At 48.3% G+C, this 23,661-nt stretch carries 18 protein-coding genes and 3 rRNA genes; 9 read left to right on the top strand and 12 right to left on the bottom strand.

The features are described from left to right. The first annotated feature begins 150 nt into the window (after positions 1-150). The 4 genes from ACSAZK_RS13500 (at position 151) to ACSAZK_RS13485 (ending at position 4,469) form a co-directional block, all read left to right on the top strand. Positions 151-1,323 carry a hypothetical protein gene (locus ACSAZK_RS13500; protein ID WP_440954617.1) on the top strand — a complete coding sequence of 391 codons (1,173 nt, stop codon included), beginning with the start codon at positions 151-153 and terminating at the stop codon, positions 1,321-1,323. Positions 1,324-1,660: 337 nt separating this feature from the next. Continuing rightward, a complete protein-coding gene (locus ACSAZK_RS13495; protein WP_048180643.1) occupies positions 1,661-1,978 on the top strand; it encodes a HesB/IscA family protein in 318 nt (105 codons plus the stop codon). A 79-nt stretch (positions 1,979-2,057) separates the two neighbouring features. Further along, entirely contained in the window at positions 2,058-2,411 is a 354-nt protein-coding gene (locus tag ACSAZK_RS13490) for a nascent polypeptide-associated complex protein (RefSeq protein WP_440954616.1), read from the top strand. A 672-nt stretch (positions 2,412-3,083) separates the two neighbouring features. Then, positions 3,084-4,469, top strand: a complete 1,386-nt coding sequence (locus ACSAZK_RS13485; protein ID WP_440954615.1) for a sodium-dependent transporter — start codon at positions 3,084-3,086, stop codon at positions 4,467-4,469. Here the strand turns inward: ACSAZK_RS13485 and ACSAZK_RS13480 are convergent. Then, a complete protein-coding gene (locus ACSAZK_RS13480; protein WP_440954614.1) occupies positions 4,452-4,613 on the bottom strand; it encodes a hypothetical protein in 162 nt (53 codons plus the stop codon). The genes ACSAZK_RS13485 and ACSAZK_RS13480 overlap by 18 nt on opposite strands. Before the next feature lie 184 nt (positions 4,614-4,797). Here ACSAZK_RS13480 and ACSAZK_RS13475 point away from each other — a divergent pair, with 184 nt between their 5' ends. Further along, positions 4,798-5,298 carry a YIP1 family protein gene (locus ACSAZK_RS13475; RefSeq protein WP_440954613.1) on the top strand — a complete coding sequence of 167 codons (501 nt, stop codon included), beginning with the start codon at positions 4,798-4,800 and terminating at the stop codon, positions 5,296-5,298. 452 nt (positions 5,299-5,750) lie between these two features. On the opposite strand, the gene rrf is transcribed toward ACSAZK_RS13475, so the two are convergent. The 3 genes from rrf to ACSAZK_RS13460 form a co-directional block, all read right to left on the bottom strand. Further along, a 5S ribosomal RNA gene (rrf, locus tag ACSAZK_RS13470) occupies positions 5,751-5,872 on the bottom strand. Between the two features lie 86 nt (positions 5,873-5,958). Then, positions 5,959-8,872: ribosomal RNA gene (locus tag ACSAZK_RS13465) — 23S ribosomal RNA — on the bottom strand. A gap of 190 nt (positions 8,873-9,062) precedes the next feature. Beyond that, positions 9,063-10,537 (bottom strand): 16S ribosomal RNA (locus ACSAZK_RS13460). Together the 16S, 23S and 5S rRNA genes form the textbook arrangement of a ribosomal RNA operon. Positions 10,538-11,250: 713 nt before the next feature. On the opposite strand from ACSAZK_RS13460, the gene eif1A reads away from it, so the two are divergent. The 3 genes from eif1A to ACSAZK_RS13445 are packed head-to-tail and all read left to right on the top strand — an operon-like array spanning position 11,251 to position 12,917. Then, complete coding sequence (gene eif1A, locus ACSAZK_RS13455) at positions 11,251-11,583, top strand: translation initiation factor eIF-1A (RefSeq protein WP_440957022.1); 333 nt, start codon at positions 11,251-11,253, stop codon at positions 11,581-11,583. Between the two features lies 1 nt (position 11,584). Next, complete coding sequence (locus ACSAZK_RS13450) at positions 11,585-12,367, top strand: serine protein kinase RIO (protein ID WP_440954612.1); 783 nt, start codon at positions 11,585-11,587, stop codon at positions 12,365-12,367. A gap of 1 nt (position 12,368) precedes the next feature. After that, positions 12,369-12,917, top strand: a complete 549-nt coding sequence (locus ACSAZK_RS13445; RefSeq protein ID WP_440954611.1) for a KH domain-containing protein — start codon at positions 12,369-12,371, stop codon at positions 12,915-12,917. A 116-nt stretch (positions 12,918-13,033) separates the two neighbouring features. Here the strand turns inward: ACSAZK_RS13445 and ACSAZK_RS13440 are convergent, their stop codons facing one another. Beyond that, positions 13,034-14,437 (bottom strand): dihydroorotase, encoded by a 1,404-nt coding sequence (locus ACSAZK_RS13440; protein WP_440954610.1) that lies wholly within the window; start codon positions 14,435-14,437, stop codon positions 13,034-13,036. A gap of 33 nt (positions 14,438-14,470) precedes the next feature. Here ACSAZK_RS13440 and ACSAZK_RS13435 point away from each other — a divergent pair, with 33 nt between their 5' ends. Then, positions 14,471-14,611 (top strand): hypothetical protein, encoded by a 141-nt coding sequence (locus ACSAZK_RS13435; RefSeq protein WP_440954609.1) that lies wholly within the window; start codon positions 14,471-14,473, stop codon positions 14,609-14,611. Positions 14,612-14,742: 131 nt separating this feature from the next. Here ACSAZK_RS13435 and phoU read toward each other — a convergent pair whose 3' ends face one another. From phoU to ACSAZK_RS13400, 7 genes are all read right to left on the bottom strand, one after another. Continuing rightward, positions 14,743-15,393, bottom strand: coding sequence for a phosphate signaling complex protein PhoU (gene phoU, locus ACSAZK_RS13430; protein ID WP_440954608.1), 651 nt, complete (start codon positions 15,391-15,393; stop codon positions 14,743-14,745). A gap of 189 nt (positions 15,394-15,582) precedes the next feature. Beyond that, positions 15,583-16,359: a phosphate ABC transporter ATP-binding protein PstB gene (gene pstB, locus ACSAZK_RS13425; RefSeq protein ID WP_440954607.1), complete on the bottom strand. Its 777-nt coding sequence runs from the start codon at positions 16,357-16,359 to the stop codon at positions 15,583-15,585. Positions 16,360-16,393: 34 nt separating this feature from the next. Continuing rightward, positions 16,394-17,251, bottom strand: a complete 858-nt coding sequence (gene pstA, locus ACSAZK_RS13420) for a phosphate ABC transporter permease PstA (RefSeq protein WP_440954606.1) — start codon at positions 17,249-17,251, stop codon at positions 16,394-16,396. A gap of 2 nt (positions 17,252-17,253) precedes the next feature. Further along, positions 17,254-18,144 carry a phosphate ABC transporter permease subunit PstC gene (pstC, locus tag ACSAZK_RS13415; RefSeq protein WP_440954605.1) on the bottom strand — a complete coding sequence of 297 codons (891 nt, stop codon included), beginning with the start codon at positions 18,142-18,144 and terminating at the stop codon, positions 17,254-17,256. A 63-nt stretch (positions 18,145-18,207) separates the two neighbouring features. Beyond that, positions 18,208-19,095 (bottom strand): PstS family phosphate ABC transporter substrate-binding protein, encoded by an 888-nt coding sequence (locus ACSAZK_RS13410; protein WP_440954604.1) that lies wholly within the window; start codon positions 19,093-19,095, stop codon positions 18,208-18,210. A 381-nt stretch (positions 19,096-19,476) separates the two neighbouring features. Next, entirely contained in the window at positions 19,477-22,263 is a 2,787-nt protein-coding gene (locus ACSAZK_RS13405) for a DNA-directed DNA polymerase (RefSeq protein WP_440954603.1), read from the bottom strand. Positions 22,264-22,535: 272 nt separating this feature from the next. Next, positions 22,536-23,546: a PhoU domain-containing protein gene (locus ACSAZK_RS13400; RefSeq protein ID WP_440957021.1), complete on the bottom strand. Its 1,011-nt coding sequence runs from the start codon at positions 23,544-23,546 to the stop codon at positions 22,536-22,538. Between the last annotated feature and the right edge of the window lie 115 nt (positions 23,547-23,661).

The following is a 23,661-nucleotide window of genomic DNA, read 5'->3' as shown; positions in this document are numbered from 1 at the left end:
AGACACTGATTTAATATATAGCTGCACCATAACTAGTTAATTAAAATATGAAAGTTGGCAGAGAAGGACAGCCGGAATCCGGATTAGACCCAAAATTATTATATTTCAATAGTAAACATAAACTATTTTAGCTGTATAAGATATAAGCGAATGAGAATCATGAAGCAAGACCTGTTAGAAATCCTTGTGGATATTTTCAAATCATCCGGATACAGTGTTACAATATCCAACCCTTGTGATATCCTGGTGGAGAAAAACGGGCACAAGGCATTTGTCCGGTGTACACTGCAGCCTGACTACAGGGAAATAAAGGCTTTTTCCGATGAAATCGACAACAGCACAGGGATCTATGTTATAACCCAGAAAACCACGGGAGAACTTAACGACTACGCGGCCGAACTCGGGGTCTATGTCTGGGACAGGGACGAACTTGCCCTCCAGATAGGGAGAGCTGTCCTGGCAAACATGGAGAGGAAGGAAACCGTCCCTCTGCAGGACTCCGAAACCCCGGAAAAAGTAGAGGAAGAGGTCCCGGCGCACTTCAACGAGGTACCTGGAGATCTAACTATGGATAGCGGAGAAGCGGAGAATGAAAGTCCGATACTGAGAACTGACTTTAGCAACGGACTTGTCCCGCTCCAGGAGATGCAGGCTGAAGAGGAAAAAACTTATTTTGTACCGGGGTCAGCCCCAAAAACTCCGGAGGAAAGGAATCCTTCAAAAAAGCATGAGCAGATTGAAGTCCCCAAAGTCGATTCCTACGATATCCTGAATATAAAATCGGTCGAACCCGGGATTTCCAAAGAACAGGCCATCATAATCGCAAAACCATATTTAAGCAACCCGAAAGATGCCATCCTGAAGTTTGTGCCTTTCTGGAAATACTCTTATAACGTAGAATCGGAGAAACGCTTCAGATCCAAGGTCCTGAGCATCACCGGAGAAGGAAAAGGTTTCCTCAACGCCCTGAACAAGACAAAAGAAGACATAGAGCTTGAAGGCCTCGAATCCCCGACCCGGATCCCGGCAGTGGTCTACGAAGTAAAAAGGACAAACGTCAATAAACAGCAGGCAGAAAAACTGCTTCTGGACGAAATCATCGAAGAAAACACCCGGGAAATGCGCTTCAACAACACCGAAGGGCAGGCAATCGTCTATGAGCAGAGAAGCGTCAAACCAAAACATGAAGACATCGAACTTGAATTAGAGCTCGTGTATATTCCGGTCTGGGAAGTAAAAGGGAAACGAAATTCCCTGGAAATCAACGCTTACAACGCCGAGGTGCTGGAAGCACCCGTGGATGAAGATGCGGAATTTGTGTAAAGGAAGCGCCCGTGAAGCAAACGATATTATGAGTAGAAAATTATATAAAATAGTAAATATAATTACACGTACATGGGACCCCCGGATTCTTGAAGCAAAAATCCGGACCATGCCCTGTACGGCCTTTCTTCGAAAGCCAGACTCTTTTGAACAAAAAAGAGGCATAACCTCGCACAAGCGTTATAATGTATTAAATGCAAGGTTATATAACGTTTCGAAGTTAGGGTATATAACGCTGAGAAGTTACCTGTAACCTGTAACGGATGGCATCTTACATTAGAAAAATCAAACTTAGAATAAATTGACATTTTTGAAAAATACAGAAGAGGTATATAGAATGATCGAAGTAACAGACCGAGCAGCCGCCGAACTTAAAGAACTGCTTGACCAGGAAAACAAGCCAGACATTGCTCTCAGGATTTTCGTTGCCGGAATAGCCTGCAGCGGCCCACAGTACGGACTCGCCCTTGACGAAGAAATAAAGGAAGACGACGTAACAATGGAAAGCAATGGTATCAAGCTTGTTATGGCAAAGGACATCCAGAAAAACTTCCCCGATGGCAGCATCGATTTTGTCGAGGATGAAAACGGCAAAGGATTCCTGATCCGGAACCCGAACGCCGGTGGATGCGGAACCTGCGGTGGATGCCACTAAATAGCAACATCAAACTGCAGATAAAAGTATCTTATTGAAGAAGAACGCGGAAACTTAAAAAAAAGGAGAAGGGGATCTTATGTTTCCAGGCATGGGAGGCCGGGGTATGAACCCGGCTAAAATGAAACAGATGATGAAACAGATGGGGATAAACACAAAGGAACTCAACGACGTTGAAGAAATAATTATAAAGACTGCAGACTCCAATATAATTATTGAAAACGCAAACGTCACCATCATGACGGTTCAGGGTTCGGACACCTATCAAATCGTCGGTGACGCTAGGGAAGTTCCCAAAGAACTTGATATCCCCGAAGATGACATCAAACTTGTAATGGAGCAGACAGGCGTCTCCGAAGAAGAAGCCCGTGAAGCCCTCAAAAACTCAACCGGAGATCTGGCAGAAGCCATAGTGGCACTCTCTTCTGCCTGATTTCCTTTAATTTTAGAGATTACTGGATTTAATATTAGAGATTACTGAATTTAATTTTGTAGAGTATTAAACAACCCTTTTCTGGATTTTGGAATATTTCCCTTTTTTGGAATTATTAATTATCCAGCTCATCCTGGAACTTTTCTGAAACTCAATCCGACAGCCAGTGCCAACTGTACAAAATATACAATTTTGAAATTATTAATTATCCAGCCCATCCCGGAACTGTTCTGAAACCCAATCCGACAGCCAGCACCAAATGTACAAGATTTACAGATTTGGGTCAAATCAGACTATAAGGCAGAATTCAACTATTCTGAAATGAAACTCCATATGAATGATATCCCGAATAAACACTTTGATGATTTTTATACAAAAATGCTCTTCTCAATACATCAACCCCCAATCTCAGTTAATATAAAAAAGATATGTTTTTAAAAGAATAAGTTATTAATTCTACATTAATGGGCACGGTGTGACATGATTTTACATAGTACGGCATCGTAGAACATAACATAACACCCATTATTATAAAAAAATAATATTAGAACCGTTGGACACGACCCGGAGAAAAATCATTTGACACTACAGATCACTAATGTTATGCTAACATCCCTAACTAAAAAAAGGAACTGAATGGATGAAAGAATGCAGCATTCAGGAGAAAAAAAGATGTCAGAAATAAAAACTGATGAGCGAGAGCAGCTTGCGAGCCGGATCGGCTTTTTATTAATCTCGGCCGGATGCGCAATAGGGCTCGGGAACGTCTGGCGTTTCCCCTTCATTACCGGAAAATACGGGGGAGCTGCTTTCGTTCTGGTATACCTCGTATTCCTGTTATTGCTCGGGCTGCCTATCATGATAATGGAGTTTTCCATCGGAAGGGCAGGCCGTAAAAACATTGCAGGTGCAATCAGAGCCCTGGAACCCTCGAAAAGCAAATGGCATATAGTGGGCTATCTGGGAATCCTTGGAAACATTATCCTCATGATGTTCTATACCACAGTAGCAGGCTGGGGTTTTGCCTATTTATACAGGGAGGCTACGGGAGCTTTCAACGGACTGGAACCGGCAGAAATCGGAGCCATGTTCGGGGCATTCCTTGGCAGCACTGGAGAACTTATATTCTGGATGGCAATTGTCGTCCTCCTGGGCTTTTTCATATGTTCCCTGGGACTTCAAAAAGGAGTGGAGAAAGCGGGAAAAATAATGATGTCAGGCATGTTCATCATGCTTCTCATTCTGGTAGCCAAATCCGTTACCCTTCCTGGAGCCTCGGCAGGCCTTGCCTTCTACCTGAAGCCGGACTTTTCAAGCCTTAGCGGGGAAGCTATTTACGCCGCCATGGGACAGGCCTTCTTCACCCTGAGTCTGGGGATAGGAAGCATGGCTATTTTCGGGAGCTACATAGGTAAAGAACGTTCCCTGACAGGAGAGTCCCTACACGTAATGGCGCTTGACACGATAGTTGCCCTGCTTGCAGGCATGGTAATTTTTCCCGCGGCCTTCGCTTTCGGAGTGGACGTAGGAACAGGACCCGGGTTGGTCTTCGTTACCCTTCCAAACATCTTTAATCAGATGCTCGGAGGCCAGATATGGGGAACTCTCTTCTTCCTGTTCCTGACCTTTGCAGCCATGACCACCGTGATTGCCGTCTTTGAAAACATCATGGCCTTCACAATTGACGAATGGGGATGGACCCGAAAGAAAGCCGCTCTCATGAACGGGATTGGAATCTTCATTCTCTCTTTGCCCTGTGCTCTCGGTTTTGGGCCCTGGAGCAGCTTTGCCCCCCTGGGAGAAGGTACGGTTGTGCTGGATCTCGAAGATTTTATCCTGAGTAACAACCTCTTGCCCCTGGGAGCCCTGGTCTTTGTACTCTTCTGTACCAACGGCTTTGGTTGGGGCTGGAGCAACTTCATAAAGGAAGCTGACACCGGGGAAGGGATCAAGTTCCCTAAATGGATCAAGCCATATGTGACATATGTCCTCCCCCTGGTTATCCTGATCGTCTTTGTCATGGGCTGGAAAGACGTCATTTTAAAGCTTCTCGCTTGAAAAACTGAAAAAAAGAAGGAGGCTTCGGGTAATCAGACCTGAAGCCAGCACTTTTCTATTTTTGACGATCCTGATTTTTTGTGGAGTTACCTGTTTGTTCTTTTCCCGGAGCATATCGAGTCCAATCCCCCCAATAATCATCACCCCGAACAGCTCCCCCCGGAGTAAAAAAGGTTTTCAGATAGTTCACTTCAGCGTCTTTAGCTGAACCAACTTTCCCGGTTAATTAAATAAATCTATTTAAATAAATATATAACATATTAGGAAAGGGATATTAGGAAAGGGGGGTAGTCCTATAGGATATATTGGAACATGGAAAGAGGTCGTTTTGAATTCTCCAGGGTTTTATCAGAATATGCCAAGAGAAGGAGGCTATAGCGACCCGATAAAATTCGCAGGAATTAGCTTTGCAATCTACGGTTTATTTACAATGGTCTTTAATCGGAGTATGTTTCCCTTTCAAGGGGAACTGCCTTCTTTTATGGTGCCCGCGTCGATAATAATTACCCCGATTGCAGGTACAATATCTCTATTTATTGAAGCGGCTATTCTCTATTTTTTGTTCAGAACCCTGGGAGGATCAGGGACTTACGAAGGAACGGTTAGAATTACAGCCTATGCGACTGCCGTACTGTCGTTAGCCTGGATTCCGTATATAGGAATAATCTTCGGACTATATAGTGTATACCTTTATGGCATAGGGAGCACTTTCGTCCATAACATAATCCTTGAAAAGTCCTCCTTATTAGTGCTTCTGCCAGCTATAATGATCTTTGTAATCACCATGCCACTGGTGGCCCTGTATGCTGGCATGGAGGTCCTGACTTAAGGAGGAAAATCAAAAGAACTGATTAGAGATAAAGTTGAAAGCTCCGAGTTGCGACACGGAAGTACGCGGTCCGTTTCACTCGCTGAGCTCTATCAAGCGGACAAAAAAATGAGAATAGGATAATGATAAAGTAAAGAAATATAAAAAACAAAGACAGTCGAAACTCTTAAAAACAAAATTTGTTAGAAAAAAGGGAGTAGATTAAGGTGAATATGGCAGCGTGCCAGAGTTCCCGAAGGCTCGCGCACTTCAGTACAGTGTGGAACGCAGGCAGGCTTATCTTCTCCGAGTTGCGACACGGAAGTACGCCGTCCGTTTCACTCGCTACGCTCGATCAAGCGGACAAAAAAATGAGAATCGGATAATGATAAAGAAAAGAAATATAAAAAAACAAAGACAGTAAAAACTCTTAAAAACAAAATTTGTTAGGAAAAGGGAGTAGATTAAGGTGAATATGGCAGCGTGCCAGAGTTCCCGAAGGCTCGCGCACTTCAGTACAGTGTGGAACGCAGGCAGGCTTATCTTCTGTGTTCGGAAAGGGTACAGGAGTTGCCCTGCCGCTATGGCCGCCATACTCAACCTGTGAAATGGATTAGAAAATGTGAATAAGAGTCATGTATAACAGTGCTGCATACTGGATTTCGCCTGGATCTGGAAAATGGTAAACCGGAACGGATGGTTAGTGAACGCGGACTGAACACCTCGTTGCCTTGGTGCTTACATCCCGTTTCTATCAAACCGGTCTTGTACCGGGAACCTTAACGAAGTCTCTTATTTAGGCGGGATTTCGAGCTTAGATGCATTCAGCTCTTATTCCGTAGCGCGTAGCTGCCCGGCGCATGCCCTGTCGGACAACCGGTACACCAGTGGCGCCGCTGCTCTGTTCCTCTCGTACTAAAAGCAGCTTACCCTCAGACTTCAGACACCTCTAGTAGATAGTAACCGACCTGTCTCACGACGGTCTAAACCCAGCTCACGATCTCCTTTAATAGGCGAACAACCTCACCCTTGGCTGCTGCTGCACAGCCAGGATGGAAAGAACCGACATCGAGGTAGCAAGCTGCCGGGTCGATATGTACTCTTGCCGGCAACGACACAATTATCCCCAGGGTAACTTTTCTGTCATTTTTGGCCCGCACCAAGCAGGCTCAAAAGTTCGCTAGAACCGACTTTCGTCTCGTCAACCACTGCTATGCTGATTAACGTCAGGCTGACTTATGCTCTTGCACTCTTCAGCGAGTTTCCGACCCGCTTGAGTCAACCATTGCGCGCCCTTGATATCTTTTCAAGGGCGTCCCGCCCCAGGCAAACTGCCCACCTATCGGGGTCCTCCTCGCGGAGTTAGGGTCATAGTCTCAGAAGGGTAGTGTCCCAATGGCGACTCCACGGATGCTGGCGCACCCGCTTCGATGTCTCCTACCTACACTGTACATCCAAAACCACAACACAACGACAGGCTGCAGTAAAGCTCCATGGGGTCTTCACTTCCCCCTAGAGGTCTCTAGACTTTGCACTAGAATGTAAGCTTCACCGGACTCCAGTTAGGGACAGTAGGGCTCTCATTGATCCATTCATGCAAGTCGCCAATTAAGCGACAAGGTACTACGCTACCTTAAGAGGGTCATAGTTACCCCCGCTGTTTACAGGCCCTTCTTCCCGTTGAACCGGGGTTTCAGGTACCTGCACTGAGCAGGATTCAGAGATCGTACTAGCCCTTACGGGTTTGCGATCTCCTATGTTGGTATTAGACAGTTAGAGCCCCCTGGTCACTGCGACCTGCTGTCTACACAGCAGGCACTCCTTCTCCCGAAGTTACGGAGCTAATTTGCCGAATTCCCTTAACTGAATTGATCCGACACGCCTTAGCCTTTTCAGCTAGGGGCACCTGTGTCAGTTCTCGGTACGGACATTTAACTGCCCTTTTCACGGGTTCCGGGGTGAAGCTGACTTACGCCATGACAGATTCGCCCGCTTCTCGCCATTACGGCTCTCCACGGGGTTCGCTGCTTAGACGGCGCGACGACGCCGCTCAACCTGCCCCAAAACGTCAGGCTTTAGTGTTAAATGGTACAGGAATATTAACCTGTTTCCCTTTCGGCGTACTCGAATTACGGTACGTCTTAGGACCGACTAACCCTCGGCTGACGAACATTGCCGAGGAAACCTGGCCCCTTCGGCGGCAAGGATTCTCACCTTGCTATGCTGCTACTATTACCAGGATTTTCGTTTGTGAACGGTCCACTGGACTTCACAGCCCAGCTTCCGCCCGAACACAACGCCTTCCTACGAGATTACCTTGCGGTACTCCGTGGTATCGGTGGTCGACTTGAGCCCCGTCAATTTTCGGGGCCCCAAACCTCGACTGGTGAGCTGTTACGCACTCTTTAAAGGGTAGCTGCTTCTGAGCTAACCTTCCAGCTGTCTGGGGCTTAGGACGCCCTTTAGCGTTAACACTTAGTCGACACTTCGGGACCTTAACCACGGGCTGGGTTGTCTCCCTTACGGACTACAAGCTTACCCCAGCAGTCCGGACTCCGATCGTCTACGATGACGGTGGGTTTGGAGTTTGACAAGCGGTTGAGGGATTTCTCCCCCGGGACCACCAATCAGTGCTCTACTCCACCGACGATCTCAGATCAGGTCATGCTACGACATGTTTCGGAAGGAACCAGCTGATGCCGGGCTAGATTAGCATTTCACTCCGAGACGCAGGTCACACGAATGATTTGCAGATCAATACCGCTTGCGGTCCTCCACGTAGCTTTCGCCACGCTTCAACCTGCCCACGCCTAGATCGCCCGGCTTCGGGTCGTAACCCGGTGACTCCACGCACTTGTATACGCCGTGCCTCACTCAGAAGAGTTGCGCACATGTTGCTTTCGCTTCGGCTGCCCAGATAAAAAGGTTAGCCATTGCCACCGAGATACACTCCCTGGCCCGTTCTTCAAAACGTAAGATACGACACCGGCAGTGATACTCGTACTGCAGCCTCGCGGCTGTTTCCTTCGTATCAGAGATCCTTGCGTGCCGTATCGTACTATCGCCACCAGGTTTCAGGCACTTTGCACCTCCCTTCTCGGGGTACTTTTCAGCTTTCGGTCACCCTACTATTTCGCTATCGGTCTCAAGGAGTATTTAGTTTTGGAGGTTGGTGCCCCCCAAATTCCCGCACGATATCCAACGCACGGTACTCAGGGACAGGTCCAAGTTCAGTGAGGGTACGTCTACGTGACTATCACACTCTATGGTCTGCCGTTTCAGACAAGTTTGACTTAATCACTGAACCGTGAGAACCGCCCTATAACACCACATGTCCCCGAAGGGATTCGGTTTGAACTGTGCCGGTTTCACTCGCCGTTACTTACGGCATCTCAATTGATTTCTTTTCCCGCCCCTACTAAGATGTTTCAATTCGGGGCGTTCCCGATCATGACTGATCACTAAGGAGAGGTCTCATTCGGAAATCCCGGGTTCATAGGCTCCATGCGCCTAGCCCAGGCTTATCGCAGCTTGGCACGTCCTTCATCAGCTCTTGAGCCGAGCCATCCACCTGGCGGCATAACTCCAGTTATACCTAACCAGATCCAGTAAGCGTCCAGTATACAGCACCTATACATGACTTCACACGCCGGCTTCCAGCTACGGAAGCAGACAATCCATCCTTCCCCGGCGATATCATTCGACGGGTGCATTGTGTATAATATGAATAGGGTTGAGGATCTGTCGGTTTTTCGGCCTCTGGCCGGTGGCAGTTTCTTTAGCTTAGGAGGTGATCCAGCCGCAGATTCCCCTACGGCTACCTTGTTACGACTTAACCCCCCTTGCGAAATTCAGGTTCGAACACGGCACGATGTCCGTGCCCTCACCCATACCTCACTCGGGTGGTTTGACGGGCGGTGTGTGCAAGGAGCAGGGACGTATTCACCGCGCTATATTGAAACGCGATTACTACGGATTCCAGCTTCACGAGGGCGAGTTACAGCCCTCGATCCGAACTAGGGACGGGTTTGTGAGATTGCCAACCCCTTTCGGGGAAGGGACCCATTGTCCCGACCATTGTAGCCCGCGTGTAGCCCGGGAGATTCGGGGCATACTGACCTACCGTAGCCCGCACCTTCCTCTGATTTGACATCAGCGGTCCCCACAGTGTACCCATCGTTCCGGAGAACATGCTGGTAACAGTGGGCACGGGTCTCGCTCGTTGCCTGACTTAACAGGATGCTTCACAGTACGAACTGGCGACGGCCATGCACCTCCTCTCAGCGATTCAGGCAAAGTCTTTAGCTTGGCCCACATATTGCTGTCGCCCCCGGTGAGTTTTCCGGCGTTGAGTCCAATTAAACCGCAGGCTCCACCCGTTGTTGTGCTCCCCCGCCAATTCCTTTAAGTTTCAGCCTTGCGGCCGTACTTCCCAGGTGGCTCGCTTCACGGCTTCCCTACGGCACCATACACGGTCGCACCATGCATGACACCTAGCGAGCATCGTTTACGGCTGGGACTACCCGGGTATCTAATCCGGTTCGTGCCCCCAGCTTTCGTCCCTCACCGTCGAACCCGTTCTGGTAAGACGCCTTCGCCACAGGTGGTCCCACAGGGATTACAAGATTTCACTCCTACCCCTGTAGTACCTCTTACCTCTCCCGGTTCCAAGTCTAGCAGTATCCCCCGATAGCCTATCAGTTGAGCTGACAGATTTCCCGGAAGACTGACCAAACCGGCTACGGACCCTTTAGACCCAATAATAACGATCACCACTCGGGCCGCCGGTGTTACCGCGGCGGCTGGCACCGGTCTTGCCCGGCCCTTGCTAACACGTGCATTTTACGCACGTGGACAGCCAGCAAATGTTGCTGGCACTCGGTGTCCCCTTATCACGGTTTCCCGCATTGTAAAGTTTTCGCGCCTGCTGCGCCCCGTAGGGCCTGGATTCATGTCTCAGAATCCATCTCCGGGCTCTTGCTCTCACAACCCGTACCCGTCGTCGGCTAGCAGGTACATTACACCCGCTACTACCTGATAGGCCGCAGACCCATCCTCAGGCGGAGGACCTTTGACGCAAAAAGCATTCCAGCACATTTGCGTTATCCGGAATTATCCCCAGTTTCCCGGGGTTATGCCAGACCTGAGGGCAGGTTATCCACGTGTTACTGAGCAGTACGCCATGTTCACGAAGAACATTTGACTCGCATGGCTAAGGCAAACACCGATAGCAGTAACCTCTGGCAGGATCAACCAGAATTAATGTATCGCACACTTGTTCTAAAGAAATTGGTCGTAGAAACTGCACAAACAGCCAATTCAGCTATTTCCAGATTCTCGATAGTTTGTAAAAACCACCGACCAGAATTAACCGAACCGACAAATCCTCGTCAGACTGAAAAAAGCTTCAGTCTCCATTAAATGATAACTTGTAAACACTGCACAAATTATAGTGCAGGAATATATATGTATGCGTTCATGCTATATAAAGGTTGTCATTTGCCCTTTGAACATAAAGGACACTTCGACCTAGATACCATGACAAAAAACCTGTCAGCACATTTCGACTCATGCTGACTGGGATACATAGTACATCCGTTTTAGTATATAAAGCTTTTCGTTCGGGAAATTTTTTCGAAAACAAGCCCCTCACATTCAAAGGATTTGTTCTTGGCAAATTCCGAACACCACCCAGGAAATTAGACCTCCAGAGCGGCTCGCGTTTGTGTTACGCGCAGGACATCACAATGGCACACCCCATATAAATAACTTACGATTGGGAGAAATTTAAGGGAAAAGAGACCAACAAAAAAAATAAAAGAGAAAGCAGAAAAGCGCAGGATTAAAATAACAACATAAAGTTCAGAGTCAGCAGAACGAATAAACTTAAAGTCCAAAGACGACATATAATGCTAGTTAAGTATACAAAAATAGAAGGATATTAAAAAAATCAAAAATATAAATAAAAGAGGTATCGAACTGGCTCAATTAAGAAAACCCCCAGGCAAGGCTGGCGCCACCGGAGAACCCGTGGCAAGAGTACGCACCCCGCGCAGGGAAAACAACGAAATCCTGGCAACGGTTGAAAGCCTTCTCGGTGCAAACCGCCTGAAACTCCGCTGTATGGATGGAGTCGTTCGGATGGGCAGAATCCCGGGTTCCATGAAAAAAAGGACCTGGCTCCGGGAAGGAGACCTGGTCATCGTTACACCCTGGGAATTCCAGAACGAGAAAGCTGATGTAATCTGGAAGTACACAAGGCCCCAGGTAGACTGGCTTGAAAGGAAAGGATACCTGAAAGGATAACATGAAAAAAGAGCTGGAAAAAAAAGTCAGGCGCATTGACACAGCCACTGACACCCTGCGCGTCAGGGAAAAAGACTCCGATTCCCTGAAGGTGGAAGAAAATGTCTTTGACATTCCCACCCTGAAAAACCTCTACACCCTGGCGAAAAAGGGGATAATAGAAGCAATGGGAGGGTCCATCAGCACAGGGAAAGAAGCAAATGTATTCCATGCCGTGGGCCCGGAACGCGAACTTGCGGTAAAAATATACAGAATAAGCTCAAGCACCTTCAAGGCCATGGACGCCTACATCATGAAGGACCCCCGCTTCGCAAATATCCGCCATAAAAAGCGAGATATCGTCTTTGCCTGGACCCGCAAGGAATCCCAGAACCTCATACGCGCAAAAAATGCAGGAGTGCGTGTCCCAGAACCTATAATAGCTGAAAAGAACATCCTTGTAATGGAATTCATGGGAGAAAACGAAGTCCCCTTCCCCCTGCTGAAGAACGTAGCTCTGGGAAAAGAAGATGCCCGGCAGATTTACGATATAATCGTAGAGTATATGCGGCTTCTCTACACGGAAGCGAACCTGGTGCATGCCGACCTGAGCGAATACAACATCCTCATAGACCCTGAGGACCTGAGCCCTGTTTTTATTGACATGGGACAGTCCGTAACCCTGGAACACCCCAACGCACGGGAGTTCCTGCACAGGGACGTGCTTAATATCCTGAGATACTTCAGCCGCTTCGGGATAAAAGAAAGCCCGGAAGAACTTACCTCAAAAATAAAGGCGAAATAACATGACCCAGTATGTCAAAATCCCAAAAGAACGGATCGGAGTAATCATAGGTCCGAAAGGGGAAATGAAAAATCTGATCGAAGAAAAAACCACCTGTCAAATCGATATTGACAGTGAAAGCGGGAAAATCGACATCACCTGTGAGGAAGACCCTTTAAAGGAATTCAGGACTCTTGAAACCCTGAAAGCTATAGGCAGGGGATTCAGCCCTGAAAAAGCCCTCAGGATCCTGGACGACGATATGCTCATGCTTGAGATTATCGACCTCTCCGAGATTGCCCACACCCAAAAAGAACTCCAGAGATTAAAAGGAAGAATCATCGGGAGAAACGGGAGGACAAGAGAACTCGCAGAATCCCTGATAGGCGTCAAAATCTCAGTATACGGAAAAACCGTTGCCATACTGGGATACGCAGAGCAAAACACCATAATCCGGACTGCGATCCAGATGCTCATCGATGGTGCCCCCCACGGCACAGTCTACAAGTTCCTCGAGAAAAAACACCAAGAACTTTTGCAGTCCCAGCTCGACTCAATAGACCTCTACTGAAAATCAGGACTGGAAAGAAGGAGATCCCGACTTTCGGGACCTCATATTTCCTTCAGCAACCTACCTGCCCCTCCAACCTACCTTTTTTCAATTTATTCAGTCAATCAGTCAGCCAGTCAGTCATCTGCTTCCAACCCATCCTCTAAACAGTCATCATCTCCATCCATTTTCCCGCGGCCTTCCAGGAAATTGCCCCTTCCGGGTTTTGCAGTAATTGACTCTTCCATCCAGAGGGCTTCTCCCCTTGAGAGCGTATAACGCGGGAACACGCCGTCCATACCTTCAAAAGGTGTCCATCCGGCTTTGCTGTGCAGCATATCAGCCCTGATGGGCTGGAGTTCCCTGGGATTTACGATCATAAGGTCAGCATCGAAACCTACGGCAAGCCTGCCCTTGGAATACCTATCCAGCCCGAAAATTCTTGCAGGGTTCCAGCTCGTAAGCCTGATCATCTGCCCGAGGGGCAGGATATTCTTCCGGACTGCCGCAAGCATGAGAGGCATCAGCGTCTCGACTCCAGGGACTCCCGCAGGAGCTGCACGGATATCCGTATCTTTTTCGAACTCCAGGTGCGGAGCATGGTCGGAAGCCACGAGATCGATGGTCCCGTCATTCAGCCCGTTTGCGAGAGCCTTGATGCTCTGCATGTTCCGGAGAGGAGGGTTCATCTTCCCGAAAGACCTGAGCCTTTCCCAGTCATGTGTTGAGAGAAAGAGGTGGTGTGGGGTGACCTCACAGGAGAAAAGGGGCTGTTTCTTATCCCTTCTTGCCAGGTACTTTTCTTTCCTGATGATCCCGACAGCCTCCAGGGTGCTTATATGGCAGAAATGAGCCCTGACCTCGAGAGCATTTATGAGCCCCATGGCTTTCTGGACTGCCCCCGCCTCGCAGAAGTTGGGGCGTACCCTTGAGTGGTATTCATAGGAACTGTCCGATTTCAGCATATCCTCCAGTTCAAGGCGCACCTTTTCGTCCTCGGCATGGATGGAGGCAAGGGCACCCAGGCGCTTAATCTCAGCCAGGGCCCCTTCAAAATCTTCCTCATTGATATTGAGCCCACCTGTGGACTCAGCCATGAAGATCTCCCCGAAAGCCGTAACCCCGAGCTTCCAGAGCTCTTTGAGTTTATCGATGTTCCCGGTAACCCCCCCGTTAATCCCGAAGTCAACGATCGATTTCTTCCGGGCAACTTTGAGTTTCTGCTCGAAAGAACGGCGGTCAGTGGTAGGAGGAACGGTGTTTGGCTGGTCTATGACAGTGGTAATTCCCCCCGCCGCCGCCGCACAGGACCCTGTGTGCCAGTTTTCCTTGGACGTCATCCCGGGGTCCCTGAAGTGGACATGCACATCAATTCCTGCAGGCAGGGTAAGAGCCCCCTCAGCATCTATGATCATATCCGAACTTGAGACCCGGAGGTCTTTTCCGATTTTCGCGATCTTGCCGTCCTCAATTATGATTTCGGCTGGCTGGAGAACATTATCGTAATAAATCCTTGTGTTTTTAATCAGGACATCAGGCATGGGCGTCTATATGCTCAAAACCGTACTTAAATTATGTACATCATCGGAGATTTTAAAAAAAGGGAACAAAAAGCAAGCAAAAAAAAACGACCTGAAGAGGGGAAGAAAACTCCAAAGATGAGTGAAAAAGAACCAGAAGGAAGGATGAAAACCAAAAACCAGAAGGAAGGATGAAAACCAAAAACCAGAAGGAAGGATGAAAACCAAAAAGTAGAAAATGAAAAAATGAAGAAGAAAAACGGGAAAAGCCCGCTCAGATAAGCCAACTAATTCAACCAATCAATTCAAACAATCAACTAAACCAATCAGTTCAGCTTAATTCTCTCAGCGGTGCTAAGGTAGACCACACTCTCACACACATTGCAGCAGTGATCTGCAATTCTTTCCAGATAGCGGATCAGGAAGAGCAGGTGCGTGGCTTTGGAAACGATGCTCGGGTCTTTTGCCATCATTTCGATCAGTTCCACCCAGACCGAATAAAAGAGCTTATCAACATCATCATCCAGGGCAGCAGTGCCCTTTGCCAGGTCAGGGTCCCGGGTTTCAAAGGCTTTGAGGGAATTTGCAAGCATTTCCTCTGCAATATCCCCCATCCTCCTGGTGTCTACAAGAGGTTTCAAATGCCCGCCTTCGATTTTCCCGGGAATCTTTGCGATGTTGATGGAAAGCCCGACAATCCTCCTGAGGTCTGCCGAAATTTTAAGGGCGCTCACCACAAGCCTGAGGTCGCCTGCAAGAGGCTGTTGTAATGCTATCAAGTCATTAATCGTAACTTCAATTTTGTATTCAAGCCTGTCCGCTTTCGGCTCCAGGTCAAGGGTCTCGCGGGCAAGCTCCAGGTCAAGGTTTATGACCGACTCCATGGAATCGTGAAGGATTTTCTCTGCAAGCTCCCCCAGGGAGAGGACAGATTCCTTCAGCAAGGCCAGTTGCTGTAAATATGTTTCTCGAACCATTTAATCACCTTTACCTGCCACACCTTGAACTGCCGGGATGAAAAATCGGTGTGATATAGGCACCATATATTCTATATATACCAGATATAGTATTGAGCTGCCATACTCAAAAATTTTATGACTGGCAAATTGCAGCCGGCACGAAGTTTTCGCGATTATGGGAAGCATAGTCAATCAAGAAAATTATGGTTAACCGAACCTTCCGGTAATATAATCCTCAGTACTCTTTTCTGCGGGGTTTTCAAAGATCTGCCGCGTTTTCCCAAATTCGATCAATTCCCCCATCAGGAAAAAAGCAGTATAATCCGAGATCCTAGCAGCCTGCTGCATATTATGGGTTACGATTACTATAGTGTAGTCCTTTTTCAGGTTCATGATCAGTTCTTCGATCTTGGCTGTGGAAATCGGGTCAAGGGCACTGCAGGGCTCATCGAAAAGGATGATCTCAGGTTTAACAGCCATTGTCCGGGCAATGCAGAGCCTCTGCTGCTGCCCACCGCTGAGGGAAAGAGCGGGAGACTGGATCCTGTCCGAGATTTCATCCCAGAGAGCCGACGAACGAAGCGCGTGCTCGACAATGCCACCCAGGTCTTTTTTATTTACGCCGTGGATGCGCGGGCCGTATGCAATGTTGTCATAAATGGACATCGGGAAAGGATTGGGCTTCTGGAAAACCATGCCAATCTGCTTCCGGAGATCTACGACATCCACACCTGGCCCATAAATATCCCTGCCTTCAACTGAAACCTTACCTTCAACCCTGCAAGTCTTAATAAGGTCATTCATCCTGTTCAGACACCTGATAAAAGTGGACTTTCCACATCCGGAAGGACCTATAAAAGCAGTTACACTATTTTTAGGAATCCGGATGTTGACATTCTTAAGCGCCTGCTTATCCCCGTACCAGAGATTCAGGTCTTTGACCTCAATCTGGGGATTAGCTACGTTTTGGATAGCTTCGGTCATTTAATGTGCCTCAAATCTAATGTTAAAACTCAAATCAAATTTTCAATTTTTGCCGGTAATGCCTGCGGACCAGCACTGCAACGAAGTTCACGGAGAGCACGATCATAAGCAGGACAAGCGCAGTCCCGTACTGGAGATGCCGGGTCTGGGCGATGTTCGTTCCTGCGGTGGCAAGTACGAAGAGGTGGTAGGGAAGTGCCATGAACTGGGAATAGACCGAGTCAGGAAACCTCGGCAGGAAATAAGCAGCCCCGGTAAGCAAAATAGGAGCAGTCTCCCCTGCCACCCTCCCTATACCCAGGATGGAACCCGTAACAATTCCGGGAATGGAAGCCGGAAGTACCACATGCCTGATTGTCTGCCATTTACTGATGCCGAGCGCAAGGGAAGCTTCCCGGTATTCCGGCGGGACCGCAAGAAGGGCTTCCTGACTGGAGCGGATAATCACAGGGACGATCAGGAGGGCAAGGGTCAGGGAAGCCGAAAGGAGCGAAGGGCCAAAACCGATGTACTTGACAAACATGGCCAGGCCAAAAAGCCCGAATACAACGGAAGGCGTCCCTGCAAGGTTATTTATAGCCATTTCTATGGCCCAGGTGGTCCTGTTCTCCCCGGAATATTCGGTCAGGTAGATTGCAGCCAGTACCCCCATAGGAAGCGCCACCAGCATTGAACCGATGATCAGATATACCGTACCCACGATTGCCGGATAGATCCCGCCTTCAGTCATCATCTTACGGGGCATTTCAGTCAGGAACTCAATACTGATTGCACTGTACCCGTTAGAGACTATGTAATAGAGGATAACAAGCACAAAGCCCGCAACCGTCAGTGCTGCAAGCCCCAGAAAGGCAAAGGCAATCTTTTCACTGGTTTTTGCATTCAGGCCCATGATCAGTCCACCTTAAACCTGTATTTCTTTTTGACTGCGTCCGCAATCAGGTTGATAAGGAAGGTTATGATGAAAAGAACGGATCCGACTGCAAACAGGGCATGGAAATGGTCACTGCCCTGGGGGACTTCCCCCATCTCGAGCGCTATGGTGGCAGTCATTGTCCTTACAGGGTCCAGGATCCCACCCGGGAAAGAGGGGATAACAGCCGTGTTTCCGGTCACCATCATGACGGTCATGGTTTCCCCGATTGCCCTGCCCATGCCGAGCATCACGGCAGCCGAAATCCCGGAGAGTGCCGCGGGAACGGTTACCTTGTAGATGGTTTGCCACCTTGTAGCCCCAAGGGCAAGGGAACCCTGCTTGAGGGAACTGGGGACCGAACTGATGGCATCTTCGGAGATGGAGATGATCGTTGGAAGGGCCATGATTCCCAGCATAATGGAACCCGTAAGAGCGGTCTGCCCGGTGGCCAGGTTGAAAGTCTCCCGGATGAAGGGGACCAGCACGACAAGCCCGAAGAACCCGTACACAACCGAAGGAACACCTGCGAGGATCTCAACAAAGGGCTTGAGGAAATCCGCAACTTTAGGATTTGCCAGTTCGGATATGAAGATGGCAGAAGCAATCCCCAGAGGTACGGAAAAAAGGATTGCTCCCGCAGTAACGAGCAGAGAACCGAAAAGCAGAGGCAAAAGCCCGAACTGTGCGTTTACGGAAGTTGGGTACCAGAACTTGCCGGTTACGAAGCTCGAAAACGGCACGTCTTCAAAAAGGAGTAAGCCGTCCCTGAATAAAAAAAGGCATATAAGGAAAAGGATGACGACTGTCAGGGCGCTCACTGTAAAGAGCACGGATTCAATCGTCTTTTCCCTATAATTCCTGTTGAACATCTTTTTCCCTTAAAATCCCTGATTCATTTTTCGAGTCTTACTTTTGAAGCCCGGTTTAGAGGCTCACTGAACAGGGAAGTACCCGATTTCAAGGATCAGGTTCTGCCCTTCTTCACTCATTACGAAATCAACGAATTCCTTTGTGAGACCCTCGGGTTCCCCATCGGTATAGAAGTAGAGAGGCCTTGACAGGGGGTAGTCGCCGCTGATGATGTTCTCGGGGCTCGGGTATGCGAAGCCTTCCCCGGCGTCCACGCTGACGGCCTTTACGCTGTCATCAAGGTATGCGACACCAATGTATCCAATTGCATTGGGGTTCAGGGAAACTTCACTTACAATAGCCCCGGTTGTAGGCTGGGTGAGGGCATCAGGCCGGTATTCGTCCTCAAGGAGTACGGCTTCCTTGAAGTATTCATAAGTCCCGGAACTGCTGTCCCTGGACATTACGGCAATTTCCTTGTCTTCTCCACCCACTTCATTCCAGTTGCTGATACTTCCATTATAGATCCCACGCATCTGGCCAAAAGTAAGCTCGGAGACAGGGTTCTCGGGGTTGACAACAACAGAGATCCCGTCAAAAGCAACAAATTGCTCAAGAGGTGTAATCCCGTTTGCCTCGGCATTTTCGAACTCTGAATCCTTCATTTCCCTGGAAGCGGTTGCAATATCAACTTCCCCGTCGATCATGGCAGCAATTCCCACACCGGATCCGCCACCAGTTACGGTAACGCTCTTTTCGGGGTTTTCGATCATGAACTGTTCAGCTTCATACTGAGCAAGAGGGAGGACCGTGTCCGAACCCTTGATGGAAATTCCCTGTGCTTCGCCTGCAGGAGCTTCTTCTGAAGGAGCTACTTCTTCTCCTGCTTCATTACCGGTACATCCGATTCCCAAAAAAACGAGCCCCAGTACAAGAACAATGAGGACCGCGTAAGTATTTAAATTTACCATATTGTAGTAATTCCTCCGAGAAATATGAATTGAGTAAACAATCTATAGCAGTTGCAGATTTTTCTACTATACCGCACTATGAAAAGAGCCCATATATAAACATTTGCCATATATAGTATAGAGGAATATATAATATAAATACGATAGCAATAAAAAAATAATCTATATATTATCTGTAAAAAATAGATAGAAGAAAAGATTCAGGAAAACTACCAGATAAATTTAAAATATTCCAAAATAAAAATTGTCAGGAAAAAAAGAGAGCATAAGAAACGGAAAAAAGCTAGGATGGAGAAAGAGAAAGAAAAAGCTCGAAAGTGGAAAAAGAAAAAAGCATAAAATGGAGAAATATCGACACCGAGAAAAAAGGCAAGGAAGAGCTCAGAAGTCAAAAAGAGACCTCTGCTCCCCTCGCCCGTTCTCCGAACAGGAACCTTCACCCGTAGTTGGCAGCCCCTTTGCAGAAGGAGGCTTTTCCTGTTCAGGCTTCTTCGGTTCGAAATCGAAAAGCCCTTTTTGTTTTGAGTCGTAGTCAAGAGAAGATGCCTTCACCCCGAAAACTCCGAGGATGCGCTCCACAGGAGGCAGGATCTGCTTCTTAATATAATAGTCCACATCGATGGGCACGTTGTGCTCCCGGACGTAGTCAGGGTCTTCGGCTCTGTCCACGAAAAGGCCCTTTCCTGCGGTGATAACAAAAGGGATCCTTGTCCCTATGGAAGGCATTATCCCGGTCCTTTTCTTCAGGTTTTCAACGACTGTAAGGTGGGGCTGCTTGCTTTTGTAACTGTCCACTTTTCGGGTAAGGGTACGGGTAAGGACCAGGTTCTCAACAAGCTCAGTGTCTTTTCGGGGGTCAAGATTCCGGACATTGCTCACGACTTTCTGGACATGTTCTACTGCCAGGTCAACTTCACCATCCTTCAGAACAAGTTCAAGGACCGTGTTAAGGGTCTTTGAGGTCAGCCCACACCAGTCCCTGCGAACGGTCTCCATCCCTTTCACCTTGATCTTGTCCTTCCACCCATCCCCTTCAGGCTCAAACAGCCAGAGTGCATAGCGTTTCTTTGCGATCAGAAGGGCGCGCTTTGCAATGGATTCGAATTCGAGCTCCATGGGGTCGGGAAGCGATGCCGAAACGATCTCTGCAAGCCTGTTTCCCACAAGGCTGATGTCATCAAGGGAAAGTTCCCCTTCTGCTTTGCAGTGGACAAAAACACTGTCCGTATCCCCGTAGGCAACCGAGAGCTCCACCATCCGGTCAGAGGGGAGAAGCTCCCCGGCTTCCCCGGAAAGAAGAGCTGACGACCCCCTGAGAATGACCTTCCCGATCCGGTCATTGATCAGGTCCCTGGTGTTCAGGATATTGCTCCGCCCGAAACTTGTCACGGCGTTTGCAAGGGGCAGGCTGTAAAGCCTCGCCCTGGCATACCCGGAGTATCCGTAAAAGCTGTTCAACAGGATCTTCAGGGCTAGCTGGGTTGCATCAAGCACCCGATGCTCGTTTTCATCCCTGGCTTCCTTCATCAGGACCTTGGTATCCACCCTGCGGTTCAGAAGATCTTCAAGTATGGAAGGCACGATACCCTTGAAAGCTGCGGAAGGGACGAACTCCCCTCCAGACGGGGGTTTGATGGTCTCCCCCCCAGGACGGTCCTCCGTCACAACCGTGGTGTAGCAGAGGTTGTGCGCCATCATGATGGTGGGATAAAGGGACTTGTAGTCAAGGATCAGCACATTTTCCAGCAGGCCCTTTTTCGGTTCAAGGACTTCCCCTCCTTTCAGCTCCGAACTCTGCTGGTGGCGTTTGGCCGAAAGCTCGTCATCGGGTTTCGGAGGGATAAGTCGGTCTTTTAACCCGAACTCCCGGAGCATGAGGTGCTCAACCATGGAAGTCTGTCCACCGTCAACGATTTCCTGAAGCAAGGTCCCACTTACCCGGGCAAGGGCAACGTATTTGTCAAGCAGCCTTAGATTGAGCACCAGTTCCAGGGCAAGTTCGGAGTCCCTCCGCGAATAATCGATGAATTTCTTGAGCTTTTCCCCGGAATCGGCCCAGTACTCCTCCATCTCCGAGGGAGCCACATCGAGCTTTTCCCGTTCCAGAAGCTCCTTTGAAACCGCCCGCAGGGTATACTGCTTCAAGCTGAAAGCCCTGCGCACCAGGGGAAGTGCATCCACGACAACCCGCCCTTTCATCTCGGTCCGGGTAATGAGCCCGAACTTCCGATAGCCCATGAAGCTGCCATCCCTGCCAACCACGGAATTTACCTTTTCGCCTCTTGAATAAAGGGTCTTCACCCTGTCAGTAATATAAGGGATGTCGAAGTCCTGGTGGTTGTAGCCCACAACAATGTCAGGGTCGTATTCGCAAAAGATCTTGAAAAAGAGGTTCAGCATTTCAGCTTCATCTTTGCAGGGCAGGACGTCTTTGTCCGCCCCTTCTACCGGCTTGGCCGTCAGGATGAGGGTCTGATGTCCTTTATATTCGGGTTCAAACGAAAAGCTGACCATAATAACAGGAGATGTCTCGGGAGCAGGCATCCCCCCGTCAAGGGGCAGGCACTCAATGTCAAAGGAGAGGTATTTCAGAGGAGCTGTGGCAAGGTTGTCAATTTTTCTGACATCTGATGCCAGGATCACGGTGTCGCAGGCAAAGTCCCGGCAGCGGGGCCTGCCTGAAAAATTATTTTCCTGGAAGTACTTTGCAGGATCCACGGGAGTTCCTTGCACCGAAACCCAGACCATCCCGCCAAGGTCCCGGTCAATCAAAAAACGATTCCTGAAAAGAATGTCACTTTCATAAATTTCCCAATCGCCTTCAGCTTTGAGCACATCCCGGATTTTCAGCACATCATCCCGGATTTCGGGCACATTTTTTGGCAAAGAAGTGGTGATCTTGAGCATATCTTTTCTGGATTCCTGATACCCCACAGGCTCAAACTTTTCAACGATTTCTACCTTTTTGACCTGCTCAAAAGTGTCTTTGATAAGCCTCGCAACGGCATGCAGGTCTCCGGAAGCTTTGAGATAAAAATAGGGTTCGAAATCAGGAACAAGGCAGCATACGCTTTTACCATCCGCACTTCTCCCGAAAAGACGGATGACAGGCTTGCTGTCATTAATGACTTCGTAATCCGCATCCAAGATCTGAAAATCCATAGGCATGGTTTAGAGTTTTAGGTAGACATATAGCTTTTGTTACATTGTCAGGAAAATAAATGTGAAAAAACATTTTCTGAAAAGATAAGGGGAGAAAGAAATACGAAAAAAAAGAAAGAAAAAGGATGAGGTAGAGAAAAAGGAAAAAGCCCAATGGAATGAGAAAGGGAAAGGAAAAAAGAAAGGAAATGAAGAAAAAGAAATAAAGGAAAGGAAAAACAGAAAGGAAAAAAGAAAGGAAAAAAGAAAGAACGTTTAAAACCAACCATGCCGAAAAATCAGGCAACAGACGGTTTTATGTTCATATTGATTGCGACTTCCGCAATATCGGCACTGTACTCGGCAACTCTCCGCAGGCTTTCCAGAATCATGCTGAGCTCGATGTTCCCGGACCCTTCTCCATCCCTGGATTCGAGGGAAACCCCGAACTGGGACACTTTCTTGGCTTCCACAACAATATTGTTTATAGCCTGGAGATCTTCTTCTTTCATCGAATCGATTGAACTTTCAAAGACTTTCTGGGAAAGGTCGGCCATCTTAAAGATGGGGTCCTCGGAGCTGATTCCGTTTTCCATCTTAGTTACGTTCCGGGCGATCCGAACAGCGTGGTCTCCGACACGTTCGATGCTCTTGGTAATAAGCCTGTATCCGAGACATTCCCTTGGGTCACCGATTCCTATTTTCTCTGAAAGCTCGACGTCCTCGATAGAAGCCTTAAGCTGGCGCACCGAGAGCAGGTAGAAGCGGTCTACGTCATCGTCCCGCTGGATGATATCCTCAGCAATTTCCACATTGTGGTCCTTAAGGGCAGTCATCGAGTCCTCAAGCATGGAGAGGACAAGCCCGTACATGTTCTTGATGACCCTTCCGAGAGGCAGGTCGTGGTAATTCAGGAGACACTGGAAGACCAGTTCGTTCCTGGACTCTTCCACGAGTTCAAGCCCGATAAGCTTCTGACGCACGGAATCTTTGATAAACTTCCGGTCGTAGGCACTGAAGCCTTTCTTGGTGGTAAGCTTGATGAAGTCATAACCCACAAGGTAATGTGAAATAAGAACCCGCAGGTTATTTTCCGCACTGTCGGAATGCACGTAATCAATTGAAGCCTTGAGAACCGAATGTTCTCTTGAGATTGCACTTGAGGAAACAAGCAGGGTCTTGTTAGGCATCGGGGTAAGGGTAAGCGTGTCTCCTGCCTGGAGCCCGATATCCCTCACCCACTTTATAGGAAGGGAAACAATATAAGTTGAATTTCCCGTAAACTGGACTTTTCTCTTATCTTTGGTGATAAATGAACCCCCTGGAGGCAGTCTATTCACTTGTATACCATCTATATAGAACAAAGTTATATATAAAGGTATCCAAAAATTAGGCCATCGTAATGAGAAATGGAACAAGGAACCA

The organism is Methanosarcina sediminis (genome assembly GCF_052056915.1).
In the GTDB taxonomy this organism is placed as follows: Archaea; Halobacteriota; Methanosarcinia; order Methanosarcinales; family Methanosarcinaceae; genus MTP4.
Note: the sequence above shows the minus strand (reverse complement) of the source record. Positions and strands in the feature narration are given on the sequence as shown.